The organism is Couchioplanes azureus (assembly GCF_014648355.1).
Classification (GTDB): Bacteria; Actinomycetota; Actinomycetes; order Mycobacteriales; family Micromonosporaceae; genus Actinoplanes; species Actinoplanes azureus.
This window is the reverse complement of the sequence record NZ_BMQY01000016.1, coordinates 60,470-77,713: the sequence shown is the minus strand read 5'-3', so window position 1 is coordinate 77,713 and position 17,244 is coordinate 60,470. Positions and strand designations below refer to the sequence as shown.

13 protein-coding genes are annotated in these 17,244 nt (G+C 68.6%); 6 read left to right on the top strand and 7 right to left on the bottom strand.

Annotated elements, in window-relative coordinates; all coding sequences use genetic code 11:
- Nucleotides 1–1,718: acyltransferase domain-containing protein (locus IEY99_RS32575; RefSeq protein WP_189207957.1), on the top strand; the 1,718-nt coding region annotated here is incomplete at its 5' end.
- Nucleotides 1,719–1,837: 119 nt separating this feature from the next.
- Nucleotides 1,838–3,088: a cytochrome P450 family protein gene (locus tag IEY99_RS32570; RefSeq protein WP_189207956.1), complete on the top strand. Its 1,251-nt coding sequence runs from the start codon at nt 1,838–1,840 to the stop codon at nt 3,086–3,088.
- Nucleotides 3,089–3,130: 42 nt separating this feature from the next.
- On the opposite strand, the gene IEY99_RS32565 is transcribed toward IEY99_RS32570, so the two are convergent.
- Nucleotides 3,131–4,093 carry an AfsR/SARP family transcriptional regulator gene (locus IEY99_RS32565; protein ID WP_189207968.1) on the bottom strand — a complete coding sequence of 321 codons (963 nt, stop codon included), beginning with the start codon at nt 4,091–4,093 and terminating at the stop codon, nt 3,131–3,133.
- A gap of 1,334 nt (nt 4,094–5,427) precedes the next feature.
- Here IEY99_RS32565 and IEY99_RS32560 point away from each other — a divergent pair.
- The 4 genes from IEY99_RS32560 to IEY99_RS32545 all read left to right on the top strand — a co-directional run bounded on the left by IEY99_RS32560 (nt 5,428) and on the right by IEY99_RS32545 (nt 9,185).
- Nucleotides 5,428–6,009, top strand: coding sequence for a hypothetical protein (locus IEY99_RS32560; protein ID WP_189207955.1), 582 nt, complete (start codon nt 5,428–5,430; stop codon nt 6,007–6,009).
- Entirely contained in the window at nt 6,006–7,286 is a 1,281-nt protein-coding gene (locus IEY99_RS32555) for a sensor histidine kinase (RefSeq protein WP_229799471.1), read from the top strand. The genes IEY99_RS32560 and IEY99_RS32555 overlap by 4 nt, the downstream gene beginning before the upstream one ends.
- Nucleotides 7,283–7,996 (top strand): response regulator, encoded by a 714-nt coding sequence (locus tag IEY99_RS32550; RefSeq protein ID WP_189207953.1) that lies wholly within the window; start codon nt 7,283–7,285, stop codon nt 7,994–7,996. Before IEY99_RS32555 ends, IEY99_RS32550 begins: the two co-directional genes overlap by 4 nt.
- Nucleotides 7,997–8,363: 367 nt before the next feature.
- Complete coding sequence (locus IEY99_RS32545; protein ID WP_189207952.1) at nt 8,364–9,185, top strand: AfsR/SARP family transcriptional regulator; 822 nt, start codon at nt 8,364–8,366, stop codon at nt 9,183–9,185.
- 40 nt (nt 9,186–9,225) lie between these two features.
- Here the strand turns inward: IEY99_RS32545 and IEY99_RS35155 are convergent, their stop codons facing one another.
- The 6 genes from IEY99_RS35155 to IEY99_RS32515 form a co-directional block, all read right to left on the bottom strand.
- A complete protein-coding gene (locus tag IEY99_RS35155; protein WP_189207951.1) occupies nt 9,226–11,961 on the bottom strand; it encodes a helix-turn-helix transcriptional regulator in 2,736 nt (911 codons plus the stop codon).
- Between the two features lie 191 nt (nt 11,962–12,152).
- Nucleotides 12,153–13,526 carry an acetyl-CoA carboxylase biotin carboxylase subunit gene (gene accC, locus IEY99_RS32535; protein WP_189207950.1) on the bottom strand — a complete coding sequence of 458 codons (1,374 nt, stop codon included), beginning with the start codon at nt 13,524–13,526 and terminating at the stop codon, nt 12,153–12,155.
- A gap of 10 nt (nt 13,527–13,536) precedes the next feature.
- A complete protein-coding gene (locus tag IEY99_RS32530; RefSeq protein WP_189207949.1) occupies nt 13,537–14,028 on the bottom strand; it encodes an acetyl-CoA carboxylase biotin carboxyl carrier protein in 492 nt (163 codons plus the stop codon).
- Complete coding sequence (locus IEY99_RS32525; RefSeq protein ID WP_373293482.1) at nt 14,025–15,707, bottom strand: acetyl-CoA carboxylase carboxyltransferase subunit alpha; 1,683 nt, start codon at nt 15,705–15,707, stop codon at nt 14,025–14,027. Before IEY99_RS32525 ends, IEY99_RS32530 begins: the two co-directional genes overlap by 4 nt.
- 118 nt (nt 15,708–15,825) lie before the next feature.
- Nucleotides 15,826–16,692 (bottom strand): class I SAM-dependent methyltransferase, encoded by an 867-nt coding sequence (locus IEY99_RS32520; RefSeq protein WP_189207948.1) that lies wholly within the window; start codon nt 16,690–16,692, stop codon nt 15,826–15,828.
- Between the two features lie 124 nt (nt 16,693–16,816).
- On the bottom strand, nt 16,817–17,233 hold the full coding sequence (locus IEY99_RS32515) for a pyridoxamine 5'-phosphate oxidase family protein (protein ID WP_189207947.1): 417 nt from the start codon (nt 17,231–17,233) through the stop codon (nt 16,817–16,819).
- Nucleotides 17,234–17,244 lie beyond the last annotated feature (11 nt).

Genomic DNA, 17,244 nt, shown 5'->3' with positions numbered 1-17,244 from the left:
CCCTGCAAGCCCACGCCCAACAACTCATCCACCACCTCCACACCCACCCCCACCACCACCACCACCCCCACGACATCGCCCACACCCTCGCCACCCGCCACCACTTCAAACACCGCGCCACCATCACCGCCACGGATGCGCCGCGGGCGGCAGATGCGCTGGAAGCTCTCGCCCGGGGCACGTCGCATCCGAGCCTTGCCCGGGACACCGCCAGAGCGGCACGGCTCGCCGTGATGTTCACGGGTCAGGGAGCGCAACGGGTCGACATGGGCCGGGAGCTGTACCGCACTTCTCCCGTCTTCGCCGATGCCTACGACGCGGTCGCCGCCGCGCTCGCCCTACCCTCGCCCGGGGCGGAAGACGCCCAGGGCACGGCGTGGGCTCAACCTGCGCTGTTTGCCCTCGAGGTTGCGCTCTACCGCCTGCTGACCCATGCGGGGGTGAAACCCGACTTCGTCGTCGGTCACTCCGCCGGCGAGATCGCGGCCGCTCATGTCGCCGGCGTGCTGTCGCTGGAGGACGCCGCAACATTGATCACCGCGCGGGGACGGCTGATGGGTGCGCTGCGCGACGGCGGGATGATGGTCGCCGTGCGGGCTCCGGAGCCACGCGTACGGGACCTGCTGACTCCTGGAGTGGCCATCGCCGCCGTCAACGGGCCTTCGTCGGTGGTCGTCTCGGGTATCGAGGAAGAGGTCCAACGGCTGCTCGACCAGCTTCCGGGCGGGAAGCGGCTCGCGGTGAGCCAGGCGTTCCACTCGCCGTCGATGGACGAGATCCTGCCCGACTTCCTTCAGGTGGCGCGGACACTGACGTATCGCGAGCCCACCCTGGCGGTGATATCCACGGTGACCGGACGACCGGCCGACGGCGACGACCTGCGCACGCCGGAGTACTGGGCACGGCACATCCGCGAGACGGTGCGCTTCGGTGACGCGATCCGGTGGCTGACCAGCGCCGGCGTGGACACGTTCGTCGAGGCCGGTCCCGATGCCGTCCTGACGCCGATGGTCCGGGAGCAGACGCCGGGGGCAGCCGCCGTGGCGATGCTCCGGCACGACCGTACGGAGCCGGCCGCGCTGGCGGATTGCCTGGGTGCGCTGTGGGCACGCGGCGTGCCGGTGAAGTGGGCCGCGGTGCTCACACCTCCGGCAAGGACGGGGGCGGCGCTACCGACATATCCGTTCGACCGGCGGCGGTACTGGTGGAGCGCACCCACGCCGCGTCGGGCAAGGGAGACAGACGTGTTCTGGGACCTGGCGGCCAAGGGGGACGTCGGCGGCTTCGCCCGTCAGCTCGGCCTCGCCGCTGACGCCCCGCTGAGCAGCGTCGTTGCGGCGCTGGCCGACCGGTGCCGGTCGCACAACGACACCGTACCGGCATCCGCGCAGGTGGAGCCGGAACAGGTGGAGCCGGAACAGGTGGAGCTGCGGGAGCGCCTCGCCGGGCTGACCCCGGGCCAGCAGCGCGATGTGCTGCTGGAGACGGTGCGTACGGCGGCAGTCGAGATCCTGGGGTACGAATCCGTGGAAGACATCGCACCCGACGACGAGTTCCTCAGCGTCGGCTTCGTGTCGCTGAGCGCCGTCGAACTCCGTGACCGGCTCAACCGGGTGATGGGCGCGGAACTGCCGGCGACCATGGTGTACGAGCATCCCACTCCACGGGAGCTGGCCCAATGCCTCCATCAGGAGCTGTACGCCGACGTCGGCGCCTGATCCTCAACCGAATTCAGAGCCTGCCGCGAGGGTTCTTCGCCTACCGAGAGATCTACTGGACGCAGGGACGCAGTCACGCTGGCCGTCCCTGCGCCCCGACCACGATGTGAGGTTGCCCGATGACCGTTGCTCACCCCGGCACGCAGCCGCCGGCCGGACTCGGCGAGCAGGAGCTCCGTCTCCTCGATCTGATGACCGATCCGGACCGGGTCGCGACGTACGCGCGCCTCCGAGAGCAGTACCGAGTGGTCGCCTGCCGGCACGTCGACGACAGCCGGGTGTGGCTGGTCACCCGATACGAGGACGCCAAGCTGGTGCTGGCGGACCCTCGCTTTGCCAGCGACTCTTCGCGGCACGGCCGGGGCGGCATGGCGGCCGTCAGTGGGATGCCGGAGGACGTGGCGCGCTACCTCGACGGGAACATGCTGGACCGGGACCCGCCGGAACACACCCGGCTGCGGCGGCTGGTGTCCCGGGTCTTCACCGCGCGGCGGATATCCGCCCTGGCCCCCCAGGCGCAGCGGCTCGCCGACGCGCTGTTCGACAGCGCGGCGGACCAGCCGGAGCCGGATCTGGTGGCCTCGTTCTCCGGCCCGTACCCATCCCAGGTCATCTGCGAGCTGTTCGGGGTGCCGCGGCACCAGTGGGACGACTGGGCGCGGCACGCCAAGGGCCTGACCGAGATGGGCCCGGCCATGGTCGACGCGGCGCGCGGCCTGATCGCCCTGGCCCTGGACCTCATCGCCCGCAAGCGGGTGGCGCCCGGCGCGGACCTCGTCTCCGAACTGGTCGCCCTCAACGACCAGGATGCGGCCAAGCTCACCGACGACGAGCTCGTGACCATGGTCATCACTCTGCTCGGCACCGGACACGAGTCCAGCGTGCAGTTCCTGAGCTGCGGTTTCTACACGCTACTCACGCAGGAGCAGCACCGCGAGGCGCTCATCCAGGATCCGGCGAGGGTGTCCGCGGCGGTGGAAGAAATCCTGCGTGTGTTCACGCCGTTCGAACTCAGTGGTATGCGGTACCCGGTCGAGCCCGTCGAGATCGGCGGCATCACCATTCCGGCGGGTGAGCCGGTGTATGCCGTCCTCGCCGCCGCGGACCGGGACCCGCGGGTGTTTCCCGAACCGGACCGGATCGACCTGCTCCGCGGCAACACCGGGGCCCATCTCGCCTTCGGTCACGGTCTGCACTTCTGCATCGGTGCGGCCCTGGCGCGGATGCAGGGCGAGATCGCGTTCACCACGCTGCTGCGCCGGTTTCCCGCCGTGTCCCTCGCCGTGCCGGCCGACGAACTGAAGTGGCGCCGGGCCTTCGTCAACGGCCCCGCCGCGTTACCCGTGCACCTGACGCCGAGGGGAATCTGACGCGCCGGCGGGGACGCTGTCGCGAACCCGCCGGCCATCGGGTCAGCTGGCCAGCGTGCTGGGGAAGTCCACGTAGGAGATCTCCTCGAGCAGTCTGCGCGACGGCCGGTTGAGCACCGGCGCCGGCTGTTCGTCGGCTTCGAGCCTGTCATCGGCGTTGAGGATCGCCTGGTGAAGACGCTGGACTTGAGCGCCCGGCTCCAGCCCGAGTTCCTCGACGAGGTTGTCGCGCAGCTCACGGAACACCTTGAGCGCCTGTCCGCGCCGGCCGCTGCTGTTGAGTGCACGCATGTACTGCCCGTGCAATCCCTCGTGGAGCGGGTTGCTGCTGGTCAGGGCCACCAGCTCGGGCAGCACCTCACGGAACATGCCGAGCCGCAACTGCGCGTCGATCATGTACTCGATGACGATGAGACGGGACTCCTCCATCTGGCGACGTCGCGACTCGAGTACCCGGCCACCGGTCACGTCCACCAGCGCCGGACCGCGCCAGACTCCCAGCGCCTCGCCCAGCTTCGCGATACCGGTGCTGTCGTCGCCGGCGGACAAGGCCTCCCGCCCCGCGACCACGAGCGCGTTGTAGCGATGCAGGTCCAGGTCGATGCTGCCGGCGTTGAGAACGTACCCACCGGCACGGGTGACGATCAGGTCCTGGGACACCTCGTGAAACGGCCGACCGAGGGCATGGGCGAACAGCTTGCGCAGAGCCAGGATGTACGTCTGCAGCGTGGTGAGGCCACTGCGCGGCAGGTCGTCCTCCCACAGCTCCGCCATGAGCGACGACGCTGGTACCAACTGACCGGCGTGCACGACGAGGGTGGTCAGGATGTTGCGCAGTTTTGGCGCGCTCGGCACCGTCGTGATCGGTCCGACACGGACGTAGAGTGGCCCGAGTATTCCCGCTTGCACCCTCTGTTCCCCCTTAGTAACACTTCGCAACCTAACCGAGCGGTTTCGTAGTTCTGGGAGTGCACTGCCCTTGTGGCCGCTGCCCGGCCGAATCATGAGAAGTCTCTTCGCTGTCGCGTTCCCGACATCCGGCAGCAAGTTGTGTTCAGGCTCGTCCGCATTCGAGCCCATTCCGACTAGAAAATATGGCCAATCAGACGATGTGACTGGCCATTGCGCTTACTCGAAGTCCTGTGTGGATCGCCCTGCATCTTGGCCGACCGGCTGGAGCAAACGCTATCGACGGCCGCAACTGGGGCCAACCCTTAAGACACCCCTCAGCGATCATGTGATGGCGCACTGTGCCGATTGCCCGTCTTGGGATCTGTCTTTGAACCGTCTTATGCGCTCCAAAACACTGACGGGTTGATCTCAGGCAAGTGGGCGCCGCGGGAGGTGGCGCCACACGGATGCGAAGTCGAACGGCATCCCAGCACGCCTGGTGGGTACCGGAGCCTGCCAGCGGCAGGACTTCTCTCCCCGGCCCTTGCCCGACTGCAGCGGCCGGTCACCCGCCTCCGCACACCTGTCCTGAGCGGCGGAGCTCCTTGGCGATGTGCTTCGTCGCAGTCGGTACGCCGCTTCGACAGCGTCGCGGGCCCAACGCATCCGTGACGCAGCCTCCCCGGGGTGATCTCCGTACGCCGCTGCAACCTCTGCCGCGCACTTGGCCGAGCCGCCGTATCGGCGCAGGACAGTGACGATGGCGGCCACGATCTCGTCGTGGGGGTGGGTCACGTGGGCGGAGAGGTGGCTCAGGAAGAGGGCGTGGGCGCGGGCCAGACCTGACATGTCACGGGTCATGCCGGCCTCCGGTCGGGGCTCCGGCAGCGCCCGACGGCGCCCTCCGAGCCCGTTGTCAGGCGCGGGTGGCTTGCTGAGCGGTGCCGCGTTCGCTGCCAACGAGTTCAGGGAGGTGGGGACCCGTAGGCCCGCAGCGGCCGACCGGATGGCTCGCATGAGCGGTATGGACCGGGGACGGAACATCAGATCTCCCTTCCGGAACGCGGAGCTGCCGGATTTGGCAACAGAGGAGACTGTGGCGCCCCGCGACTCCGTAGTCGTCTGCCGCTGGGGGGAATCGCCGGGTCCGCCTCATGGCGGACGTGCATCGTCGGAGGGGGTGGGAACCGGCGAAGTGCGCTGGTGGAGTCTCGAGTCGGTACGACCGGCGGGCCGGACAGTCCCCGCCAAGGGGGAGGATGCCGGGCGATGCCTCCCCCTTCGGTGGGCCTGTGTGTCGTCCCGGGTCCCTCACTGTGGTGACCCGGGACCGTTCAGATGTCCGACATCCGGTGGACCACACCAGCCCGCCGCGGGTGTCTCATTGATGGGAGGCGATGGGTGCTCGCCGTCTACCAGCCGATCAACAGGCACCCGGGAGGTCCACCATGCCGACTTCTGACGAAGCGGGAGAGGTCGTCGTCTCTATACAGGCGACGGGAATGGAGCAGGAGCCATGGGCCGGGCACCGGGCGGTCGGGTTGCTGGCGACCGAGGATCTGGTGCTGGTGCCCGAGGCAGCCCAGGAGCTGGCGGACGCCGGGCGATGGTTCGAGGCGCTGATCATCCCGACGTCGCTGGGAGCCGATCGGCCAGTTGAACGCATCAGCATTGCCGGCGTCGAGGCGCTGCAGCAGGTCGATGACGGTCGGGTGACTTCTGTCGTGTTCAAGCTGGCGCGCTGGTCGAGATACCCATCATCGATCTCCTCGTTCAGCAACTGCGATTTCAAGCAAGCGGTTCGCGAGCAGGATGGCAACGTATGGAAGGCCTTGCTGAGCGTCGGTGCGATTCGCCCCGGGCTTGACGTCGTCCCGGAAGAATTGTTGCGAGCGGTCCCCGCCATCGAACGGGAGCAGCGGCAACGCCGGATCCATTCTCACCCGTACCGGTTCCCCGGCGACGACTCCTGGGACATCTGTCCCTTCATCCTTTGGCCGTGCCGACCGTGCCAACCGTGCCGACCATGATCTGTATGCCTCGCCTCTTCCGCGCGGTCGCTGCGGAATCGGGCTCGCATGGCCAGTCGCCTTCCCTGCTGTGGGATGTGGTACCCGCAGCGGGCTTCTGTGCGATCGACCTGGTGCTCTTCTCGCACTTCATGGAGCCGCGTAACGCCCCGCTGGACAGCAGCGTTTCCCGGGCTGCCGTGGTGGGGTACGCAGTGTTCGGATTCGCTCCGCTGCTGCTGCGCCGACGATATCCGTTGCCGGTCTTCGCCATTGTGTACGTTCACGCGGTGGCGGCGTCCCAGCTACCCCTGCTCGGCTACACCCCCATGCTGGGCCTGCTGGTGGCTCTCTACACGGTCGCGGTCGTCTGCGGTCCGGTGTCCAACCTGGTGACGCTGCTGGCAAGCTTCGTCCCGCAAGGTCTTGTCGTCGCCGGCGCCGTCCGGTCTGCCGCGGACAATCACACCGCAACCTTGGTCGCCAACTCGGTGTTCTCCGCACTACTCACCATCACGGTGTGGGGCATCGGCCGGTGGGTCGGCGCCAGCCGGCGACATGCCCGCGATCTGGAATGCCGCCGACAAGTGGCAGCACGGGAAGCAGTGGCGGCAGAGCGTCAACGGATCGCCCGGGAATTGCACGACATCGTGGCGCACTCGGTCACCGTGATGGTGTTACAGGCCGGCGGTGCTCAGCAGGTTCTCCACGTCAACCCTGCTCGAGTGGGCGAGGCGCTCACTCGGATCGAGGAACTCGGCAAGCAAGCCATGGTAGAGCTGCGCCGGCTGCTCGTCGTGCTCCGAGCAGCCGACGCGGAAGACCGAACCGTCTCGGACGACACTCATCAGCCCGGCCTGGCTGGCCTCGACGATCTACTTCGCACCTTCCGCGTCGCGGGCTTGCCTATCCACCTGACGATGCGGGGCCGCGAACAACCCTTGGACCGCAGCGTCGACCTGGGCGCGTACCGCATCATCCAGGAGGCCCTGACAAACGTGATGAAGCACGCCGGCCCCGGCACACCGACTACCGTCGAGTTGGAATGGACCGATGACCTGCTGATCCGGATAACGGATCATGGCGGGCGCACCCCGCACCCCGCTGCTCGCAACTTGTCGACCGGACACGGGCTGCTCGGCCTGCAGGAACGGGTGAGTGTCATCGGCGGATCGGTACGGGCAGCTCCCGCCGGCGAAGGTTTCCAAGTCACCGCACTGCTACCTACTCAGGAATCCACCGCCCGCAACGCTGGCGCCGATGAAGGCAGCTCGCCGACCCCCGGCAGGCAGCCATGACCATCCGCGTCTTGATTGCCGACGACGAGCCGTTGGTGCGCTCGGGTATCGACATGCTGCTCAGCGCCAGCGCCGAGATCGAGCTTGTGGGCGAGACATCCGACGGCGCCGAAGCAATACGCGAAGCCCTTCGCCTCCAACCCGACGTCGTGTTGATGGACGTACGGATGCCCAGCGTCGACGGCGTCGAGGCGACCCGACAGATCACGGCAGACACGTTCTCGGTGGACACCGACAAGCCGATCAAGGTACTGATCCTGACCACGTTCAACGATGATGAGGCTGTACATGCGGCGCTGCGGGCTGGTGCCTCCGGCTTCCTGCTGAAGGAAGCGGCCAGGGCAGAACTCGTTCGGGCCGTCCAGGCCCTCGCGGCCGGCGACGGCTGGCTAGATCCTGCAGTGACCAAGCGGCTACTCCGCGAGTTTGCGACACGACCGGAGCAACACCGACCGACGCCGTCGGAGATGACCCAGCTCACTCCGCGGGAGCGCGAGACACTGGAGCTCGCTGCGCACGGACTGTCCAATCGCGAGATCGCAACGCAGCTCTATATCGGTGAGGCAACCGTCAAGACCCATTTTCAGCGTGTCCTCATGAAGCTCGGACTCCGCGACCGAGTTCAAGCCGTGGTGGCGGCCTACCAGAGCGGCCTGGTTGTACCAGGGTCCCTGCCGCCCAGTCTGCGTAGACAGCCCGATGAGCCATAGACCCGCGCGTGCCCTGCTGGTTGCCAGCTGATGCACCGCCACGATGTTCTCTTGCACCCTCCGGCTACTCGACCTGACGGCCCGTCCGCGCTTCGCTGGGTCCGGCGTCCAGCGGCGCCACGATCTCGCCCCGGTGTAGTGCGGCACCCGATGCGCAGCGCAAGCGGCGCGCCGACGCTCACCTAGAATGATCAAAGCTCAATAAACAGGGAGATCATGACCATCGTGAATTCAGGTGCACCGGTAGGGCGGCGTCTCCGGCGCTTCGCACGTTGGATGGCCATGGGGGAGGGCGCGGCAGCAGGCACTGGTGACCGGTTTCCGGTCTTGGCCGCTCCTCGTCCGCGGGGACCGCACGGAGTGATGCATGCGGTTTAACCTGCTAGGCCCGTTGGGCGTCGTGGTCGACAAGAGTACGGTCACACCGAGCAGCTTCAACCAACGGGCCACGCTGGCGTTCCTGCTCCTCCACCCCAACACCGCGGTAAGCACTAGGCAGCTCACGAAGGCACTCTGGGGTGACGACCCCCCGCGTACGGCTAGAAAGATGCTGCAGAACGCCGTGGCGGCGCTACGCCGGTTGTTTGCCGCCCACGCCGTCGCCGGTGACGGCGTCGCCCTGCATACCCTGGCCCCGGGATACCTGCTGCACGTCGAACCGCTCTCGATCGATCTGGTGCGCTTCCACGGCCTGGTGGAACGCGGCCGCACGAGCCTGGTGGAACGCGACTACGCGGTCGCATCGCAGCATCTGCGGCAGGCGCTGGACCTGTGGCGGGGACCGACCTTGGCTGATCTGGCGGAGCAGCGGGTGGACTGGCCCGAACTCAAGGTCACCGACGACGCCCGCCTCACTGCCTTCGAGCACTACGCCGACGCGGAGCTGGCCGCCGGCCGCCACTACGCGGTGGTCGGTGAACTGGAGCGTCTGGTAGCGGCCACCGACATCCCGCATGAGGCCTTGTGTGCACAGTTGATGCTCGCGTTGTACCGCTGTGGCCGGCGGGCCGACGCGCTGGGGGTGTACCGCCGGGCACGCACCGAACTGACGGAGAAACGGGGCGTCGAGCCGGGACGTCTGATGCAGCAACTGGAAAGGGCCATCCTCGACCATCATCCCGGCTTGACGTTGCCTTCCACCCGGTCGGAGGCACTGACGCATCGTCATTTCACGCCGTCGGCGTTCTGACGTACCTCCGGGGCCGCGCAGGACCCCGGAGGTACGCACATCACGCCGTCGCGGCCATCTCCGCAGTCAACCAGGCGGGGAGATCTCGACGATTGGAGACATCCAGCTTTCGGTACACCCGGGTGAGGTGCTGCTCTACCGTGCTCGGGGTGATGAACAGCCGCTCGCCGATCTCGCGGTTGGTGTAGCCCAGCACCGCCAAGCACGCGACCCGCCGTTCGGAGGCGGTCAGGTCGGCGGCACCCGGCAGCCCGCTGTCATGCATCGCGGGGGGCGCAGACTGGCTCTTTCTGGCGGCAAGCAGGTCCTGGCGCAGCGGTTGAGCCTCACAGGAAGTCGCGAGGTGCCAAGCGCGCCGGAAGGCCATGCGGGCACGTCCCGTCTCGTTGACCAGCTGGTGTACCCGGCTCACCTCGGCCAGCGTCCGGGCCTGCTCGTACCGATCGCCACAGACCTCGAACAGCTCAAGAGCCCGGCTGAGTGCCGGGCGCGAGCGGGCACCGGGCGTCAGTTGTGCTTGCAGCCGCAAGGCGGTGGCCTCGGTGCGGGCGGACGGGCTGCGCCGAAGCTGCTCGATCAGGCACCGTTGCGCCTCGTCGGTCGCACCCAGCTGCACGAACACCTCTGCGGCACCGACCCGCCATGCGGGAGCCAGGGAGTCGTCGAGCCGCCATCTGTGGCACAACCTGCCGCACGAGAGGAAGTCGTCGAGGGCGGCCTGCAGCTGTCCGGTCGCCAGGTGGTAGTGACCGCGCGAATGCAAGTACCCCACCCCCCACCGACTGTCGGTCAGTGCTTCAGGCAGGGGTAGCGCGAGCCACTGCGCCCCTTCTTCGAACTCACCGGCGCGAGTGGACGCCATGACCAAGACACCGAGCGGCTGCCCCACCACCACCCCCCACGACTTGCGCGTGAGATGAGTCAGCGCCGCCTGTGCGTGCTCGATGGCGAGGGCCAAGGCGCCTTGACGCAATGCGGCCTCAGCCCGCGCCCCCGCCACGATGGCTTCCCAGGCCGCAGCCTGCGGCATGATGCCGTCGCGGAGCAGCCGGTCGCAGTGGGCGATCACCGTTGTCGTACGGTCGGCGTCGTTGAGCACGGCGAAGGCCAGCAGTGCGGCCTCCTGCGCCCACATGCCGCCTCGGCTCGGATCCACGCCTTCCAGGATCATGTCGGCGTCCTCGCACGCGCCGTCGCTGTCGCCGGTGGCCAACCGGTGCGACATCGCGCCGACCCGTTGCAGCCAGGGATCGGCCTCGGGCGCGTCGGCCCGCGGTGGGACGGCGTCGACGGCCAGGCTCGGATAGGACGACCGAAGCCAGTGCTCGAACGGGGCAAGCGACGGGGTCGCGTCGTTCGCCCGCAACGACGTCAGGACGCGGCGCGCATCGGCGACGCGGCCGTGCCACAGCAACTGCCGCACCAGCGCCATCCGGTGATGGGCGTCGAGCTGGTCGAGGTCGGCTGCGCAGACAAGGACGTCAAGGTGCATGGCGGCGGCGGCGGGCGACACGACGGACTGCAGCTGGGCCAGTCGAGATCTCAGCTCGGCGCGGGTGCCCTCGTGGTTGCTCGCGTCGACCGCCGCCCTGAGGCGTTCCGTCGCCAGCCGGACGTCTCCTGCGTCGGTCGCCTGGGCCGCGGCACGCACCAGGACGTCCGCCGCCCACTGCGGGTGCGGCTGCCGGGCGCGGACGAGGTGGTGCACCAGCAGGTCGTCTGCGCGGCCCCGCAGGTAACGCAGGAGCGCGGCCCGCTGGTGCAGCGCCGCCCGCTGTTTGGCCGTCATGTCGTCGAGCGCGGCGGCCATGGCGGCGCGGTGGCGAGGCCGGCCGGCCGCCAGGAGCCCGGCCGCGGAGGTGTTCTCCAGGCTCTGCTCGAGAGCCTCGGGCGTGGTCTCGATGAGCCACGCGATATCCGCGGAGCTGGCGTCGTCCTGCCACACGGCCGCGGCCCGTACGGCGTGCAGGGAAAGCGGATCGCCTCGGCGGAGGCAGTCGATCAATGTACGACCGTATCCGTCCCGGTGGGGCGCACCATGGCGATCCTGGTCTTCGAGCAGAGCCATCAGCAGAGCGGGGTTTCCACCGCTGAGGCGGTGGTAATCGGCTGCCAGACCGGGCGTGATCTCCACGCGGGCCTGTTGGCGAACCACGCCGGCGATCTCGTGCTCAGACAGTGGCGTCATGACCTGGCGCCACACGTGCGGCAGATGCAGCAGCTCTCCGCGGAGCTCCGGCAGTGACGACGGTGCGTCCGGATGCTCGGTCAACACCAGCTTGAGCGGGGTAGCGGCCATGCGGCGGACCACATGACGCAGAAACAGCAGGGAGGCGGGATCGGCGTGGTGGGCATCGTCCACCTGAATGAGAAGCGGGCGCTTCTGCGCAGATTCCAGAAGGCTTAGATAGAGTTGCTGAAATTGCCGAAGAACGACCGGGCTGGCGGAGTTGCCGGAAGCCAGCGCCTCGGCTGACACGGCGGCGGCAGAGTCGAGCATCGTGCTGATCCGGCGCGGACGCCGCGAGATGTGGTCCGCATGATGAAACCATTGCCGGGCAATGTCCAGGGGAAGACTCCGCTCGTCCTGTTTGGCCGACGCGCGCAGTACGGCGTGGCCGGATGCGGTAGCCTGGGCGGCAAGTCGATCGAGTAGATGGGTCTTTCCCAGGCCCGCGGCCCCGTGCACCAACAGCACATTACGCCGGCCAGAAATCAGTTCCTGTGAAACGCTTCCGAACAATTTTGGACATAAGGCTTCTTCGACGTTATCCACATTCTCCCCCGAGATGGACTACTCTGCCTTAGTACACCAGAACGATAAATCACGATCTCGCAAACACGGTATCAAGTAATTGCACTGCGGTGCCGCCCGGTACCCACCGGCCGGCAACGGGCCACCCATTGCTGTCATCGTCAAGTATTTCGGCGTCAGCCTTCGGCGGCAGTCTCGGTGCCGGAGCCGTCCTATCGGCCCTGGGGGACGGCGGCCTGGGCAGCGAGCACCTCGTCCACGATGGCCGTGGTGTGATCGCCGCGGCGGAACGACGGCGCGGCCAGCAGCTGCGCCAGGAACGGCATGGTCGTGCGTACGCCCGGCCCGGTGACCTGGAACTCGGCCAGGGCGCGCTGCATCCGCTCGATTGCCTGCTCTCGATCGGGAGCCCAGACGAGCAGCTTCGCCAGCAACGAGTCGTAGTCGGCCGGGACGCGGTAGCCCGGGTAGCCGTGAGTGTCGACCCGGACGAAGGGGCCCGCGGCCGGCACGAATGTTTCGAGCAGCCCGGGCGAGGGCGCGAAGTTGCGCGCGGGGTCCTCCACATTGACCCGGCATTCGATGACCGCTCCTCGGGGGTGGACATCCTCCTGCCGCAGGCGCAGCGGCTCCCCGGCGGCGATCCGGATCTGTTCGGCCACCAGGTCGACACCGGTGGCCATCTCGGTGACCGGGTGCTCGACCTGGATACGGCAGTTGACCTCCATGAAGAAGAAGTGGTGATCTCCGTCGACGAGGAACTCGAACGTGCCCGCACCGACGTATCCCGCGGCGCGTGCGCCCCGGATCGCAGCGGCCCCCATCGCCCGTCGTACCTCCTCCGGCAAGCCGGGTGCCGGAGTTTCCTCCACGAGCTTCTGGTGTCGGCGCTGCGCGGAGCAGTCCCGTTCGCCGAGCTCGATCACCTCGCCGTACCGGTCGGCGAGAATCTGGATCTCGACATGCCGGGCACGCTCCAGATACCGCTCGACGTAGACCCGGCTGTCGCCGAACAGGGCCTGCGCGGTCGCCTTCGTCTCGGCGTAGGCCTGGGCGAACCCGGCCGGTTCGCGGACCATGGCCATGCCACGTCCGCCGCCGCCCGCCGCGGCCTTGATGATGACCGGATATCCGATCTCCGCCACCACGGCCTGCGCCTCGTGCAGGGTGGCCAGCGGCTCGATGCTGCCCGGCAGCATCGGTACGTCGGCGTGCTTCATCACCGCCCGCGCTGCCGTCTTGTCGCCCAGCTGGGCGATGACTTCGGCCGGTGGTCCGATGAAAGCGATGTCATTGGCCGCGCAGACTTCGGCGAAGTACGGATCCTCGGACAGGAAGCCGTACCCGGGGTGGATCGCGTCGGCGCCGGTCAGCCGCGCTGCCTCGATGATCGCCGGCATGTTGAGGTAGCTGCGCCTGGCGGGACCGGGTCCGATCTGCACGGCCTCGTCGGCGTACTGCACCAGTGCGGAGCACCGGTCCACGACCGAGTGGACCGCCACGGTCCGGACACCGAGTTCGCGGCAGGCGCGGGCGACCCGCAGACCGATCTCGCCCCGGTTGGCGATAAGCACCTTCTCGAACACCCTGCCACCCCTAGTCGTGAGTCGGATCGATCAAGAAGAGCCGGTCGCCGTACTCGACCATGGCGCCGTCGGCGACGAGTACCTGCCGCACCGTTCCGGCCACGGCCGCCTCGGCCGGGATCATGAGCTTCATCGCCTCGATGATGCCGATCTGCTGGCCCTGCCGGATGGCGTCTCCCACCTGCACGAACGGCGCCGCTCCGGGCTCCGGCGCATGGTAGAAGGCCCCCACCATCTCGGCGGTGAGGTAGGCGCCGTCGTCGGTCGCGGCGGGCGCCGTGACGGGCGCGGTGGCGTCTGCGGGGCCGAGCACCGGTGCGGTGGACGCGGCTGCCGCCTGTTCGGGCCACTCGAGCTGGATCTCGGCGCCGTCGTTGCGGAGCTTCATCGACCGGGGCGGACGGTTCAGTCCCGCCAGTAACCGCAATGCGGTGTCCTGTAGCTGGTCGAGCGCCGCCCCGGATTCGGTGCCGCCCATCGCATCGGCGTTGCCACCGGTCATCTCATTGCCTCCACCGTAGTTACGACCTCACTGCCGAACTGCCGGAACTTCCGGCGGCGCGACTCGACCAGCCGGGCGGGGTTGGACGCCGACAGGCGCCGTAGAGCCGTGACCAGCGCGTCGTGGACGAGGCCCGCCGCGGCCTGATGATCGCTGTGTGCCCCGCCGAGCGGTTCGGGGATGACCCCGTCGATCAGGCCCGCCTGCAGAAGCCGCCGCGCGTCGACCCGTAGAGCCTCCGCCGCCCGCGGCGCCGCTGTGGCGTCGCTCCACAGGATCGCGGCACAGCCCTCCGGGCTGATCACCGAATAGACGGCGTTCGCGCACATCAGGACCTGATCCGCGACCGCCAGCGCCAACGCGCCGCCGCTGCCGCCCTCGCCGGTGATGACCGTGATCACCGGTACCGGCAGACCGGACATCAGCCGGATGCTCTCCGCGATCGCGACCGCCTGCCCCTGCTCCTCCGCAGCGATGCCGGGATACGCACCCGGCGTGTCCACGAAGGTGATCACCGGGAGACCCAGCTTGGCGGCGAGCCGGCACAGCCGGGCCGCCTTGCGGTAGCCGGCCGGCGAGGCCATGCCGTAGTTCCGCTTGACCAGCTCGGCCGGGCCCGATCCCTTCTGGTGGCCGACGACGACGAGCGGTACGCCGGCCAGACGGGCCAGCCCGCCGACGATGGCGGCGCAGTCGCCGGAGATCCGGTCACCACGCAACTCCACGTAGTCGTCGAAGACCCGGCTGAGGTAATCGAGTGTCGTGGGCCGGTTGACGTTGCGGGCGCGCTGAACGGCGTCCCACGCCGGCACCTCCGGCAGGGCTGCCACATCGGTGACGACGACGTCCTCGACGGCCGCCCCGGTGTCCCGGCCACGGCGTCCGCCGGTGCCGAGGATCCGGCTGAGTACCTGACGCAGCGCGTGCCGGGGATGGATGGCGTCGATCAGCCCGCGCTCGAGCAGGAACTCCGCGGTCTGGAAGCCCGGCGGAAGGGTCTGCCGGATGGTCTGCGCGATGACCCGTGGGCCGGCGAACCCCAGCCGGGCGCCCGGTTCGGCGATTATCACGTCGGCCAGGGTCGCGAACGAGGCCGCGACCCCGCCGTACGTCGGGTCGGTCACCAGCGAGACGGTGAGGATGCCGGCCTCGTCGAGCTGCCCCAGCGCCTGGCTCGTCTTGGCCATCTGCATGAGGGCCACCGCACCCTCCTGCATGCGGGCACCGCCGGAGGCGGTCACCATGAGCAGCGGTACCCGGCGGCGCAGCGCCACGTCCGCTGCGGTGGCGATGACCTCCCCGACCCCTGCGCCCAGACTGCCGCCGAGGAAGCGGAAGTCCATCACCGCCGCGATCACCGGCTGCCCGTGGACCCGGCCGGCGGCGATGACCGCCGCCTCGCTCAGTCCGGTGCTTTTCTGCGCCGCCGCCCAACGCTCCGGGTACGGCTTCGAGTCGACGAACGACAGGGGGTCCCGCATGCGAACCGCCACGTCGATGCGCTCGACCGAGTCGGGATCCAGGAGCTGGTCCAGACGCTCCAGCGCGGTCAGCCGATGATGGCTGCCGCAGTCCGGGCAGACCTTGAGGTTCCGGTGCAGGCGCTTGCTGTAGATCATGTTGCGGCAGCCGGGGCACACCAGCCAGCAGGTGGCCTCGGCGTCTTCTGTGGGACGCAGGGTGTCCGTCACAGTCGATCTCCCCTCAGCACGGTCGGCCGGCGGTGACCGCCGACAGCGGATTGGCCGCCAGCGACGGCGGGAACTTGTGTCTGGCGCGGTGGTCCATCCAGCAAGCTCAGGAATGCGCCACCGTGGCGGTGACGAATCGGACCGGTACCGGGATGGACAGCGGGCCTGGCCCGTCCCGCATGTCGTCGAGTGCGGTGATCAGTCGCTCCCGCAGCTCGGTGCTCTCGGCCGGCGGCAGGTGCTGCCAGAGCAGGCGCATGCCCTGCGTGTGTGACCAGTCGACCCAGGCTTCCCCGGACGTGGCCACCATGTCGATGTCCTCGTCCGTGACCCGCACATCGGCGAATCCAGCGCGGTGCATGGTGGCGATCAGGTCGCCTTCGTCTGCGAGCCAGCTGTTGAACCGGCGGCGCAGCTCGTCGGGCTGCCAGGCCGGGGGCAGGTTGCGGAGCAGGCGGGCAGGGATCAGTTCGGTGAAGACCGGCGGCAGGAACGGAAAAGTGTCGTCGGTGAAGACCGGGCTGGTGAACGCGAGCCGCCCGCCGGGGGAGAGCAGACGGGCGTACCGGGCGACTGCCGCCGGCGCATCCGGCATGAAGATCACGCTGTAGCTGCCGGTGATGACGTCGAAGGAATGGGCGGGCAGATCCGGGTCTTCACCGTCCATGACCCGCACCTTCACGGTGGCGGACAGCCGCTGGCGGGCGATCTCCAGAGCGGCCTCGTCGATCATCGCCGGCGCGATGTCGATGCCCAGCACCTGACCACTGGGACCCACCGCGGCGGCGGCCGGGAACAGGCAGGCACCGCGCCCGCAGCCGATGTCGAGCACACGCTGCCCGGCGGCGGGTGCAGCGTGCTCGACCAGACGCTGGCCCATGGGGGCGAAGAACTGGACTCCCATCCGGTCGTAGCTTGCCGCGGCGGCGTTGAACGCGTTGGTCACCGCAGCCTTGTAGGTCGTGGTCTCCATGGGTTGGGTCCTCCCGGGATGGGCGCTGGTGAGGCGCCCGTTGCGCGAAGTGCCCGCGGGCCGCAGCCGGCAGGCACTTCGCTGACGATCCGATGTCCGCGCCGTTACCGGGCGCGGGCGCCGGCTACTGGGCGCACTGCGCGACCCAGTCCAAGGTGCTGCGGACGTCGGTGGGCTCGAGCTGGATGATGACGCGGGTCTGCGGTTCCGGGTCGTCGTGTCCGACGACCTGATAGCGCTCGTTGAGCCGGTCGAAGTGTGCCGGGGCGCCCTCCTCCGTCGTCATGACGAGGGTGGTCTCGACGTGCACCACCCGGGTCATGTCCTTCGGGTCCATGAGCAGAAGAGACGCCTGCTTGTCCCGCTCGATGGCGGCCAGCCAGCGCGAGCCGCGCCAGCTGTTGAGCCAGAAATGGCCGTCGCGGAACTCGTACCAGGCGGGGTCCATCTTGACCACGCCGTTCTTGCGCTTGGTACCGACGACAATCGGCATCACCTCGTCCAGGAACGCGGCGACCCGGTCACTGATGTCGGGGTGCATGACTACCTCCA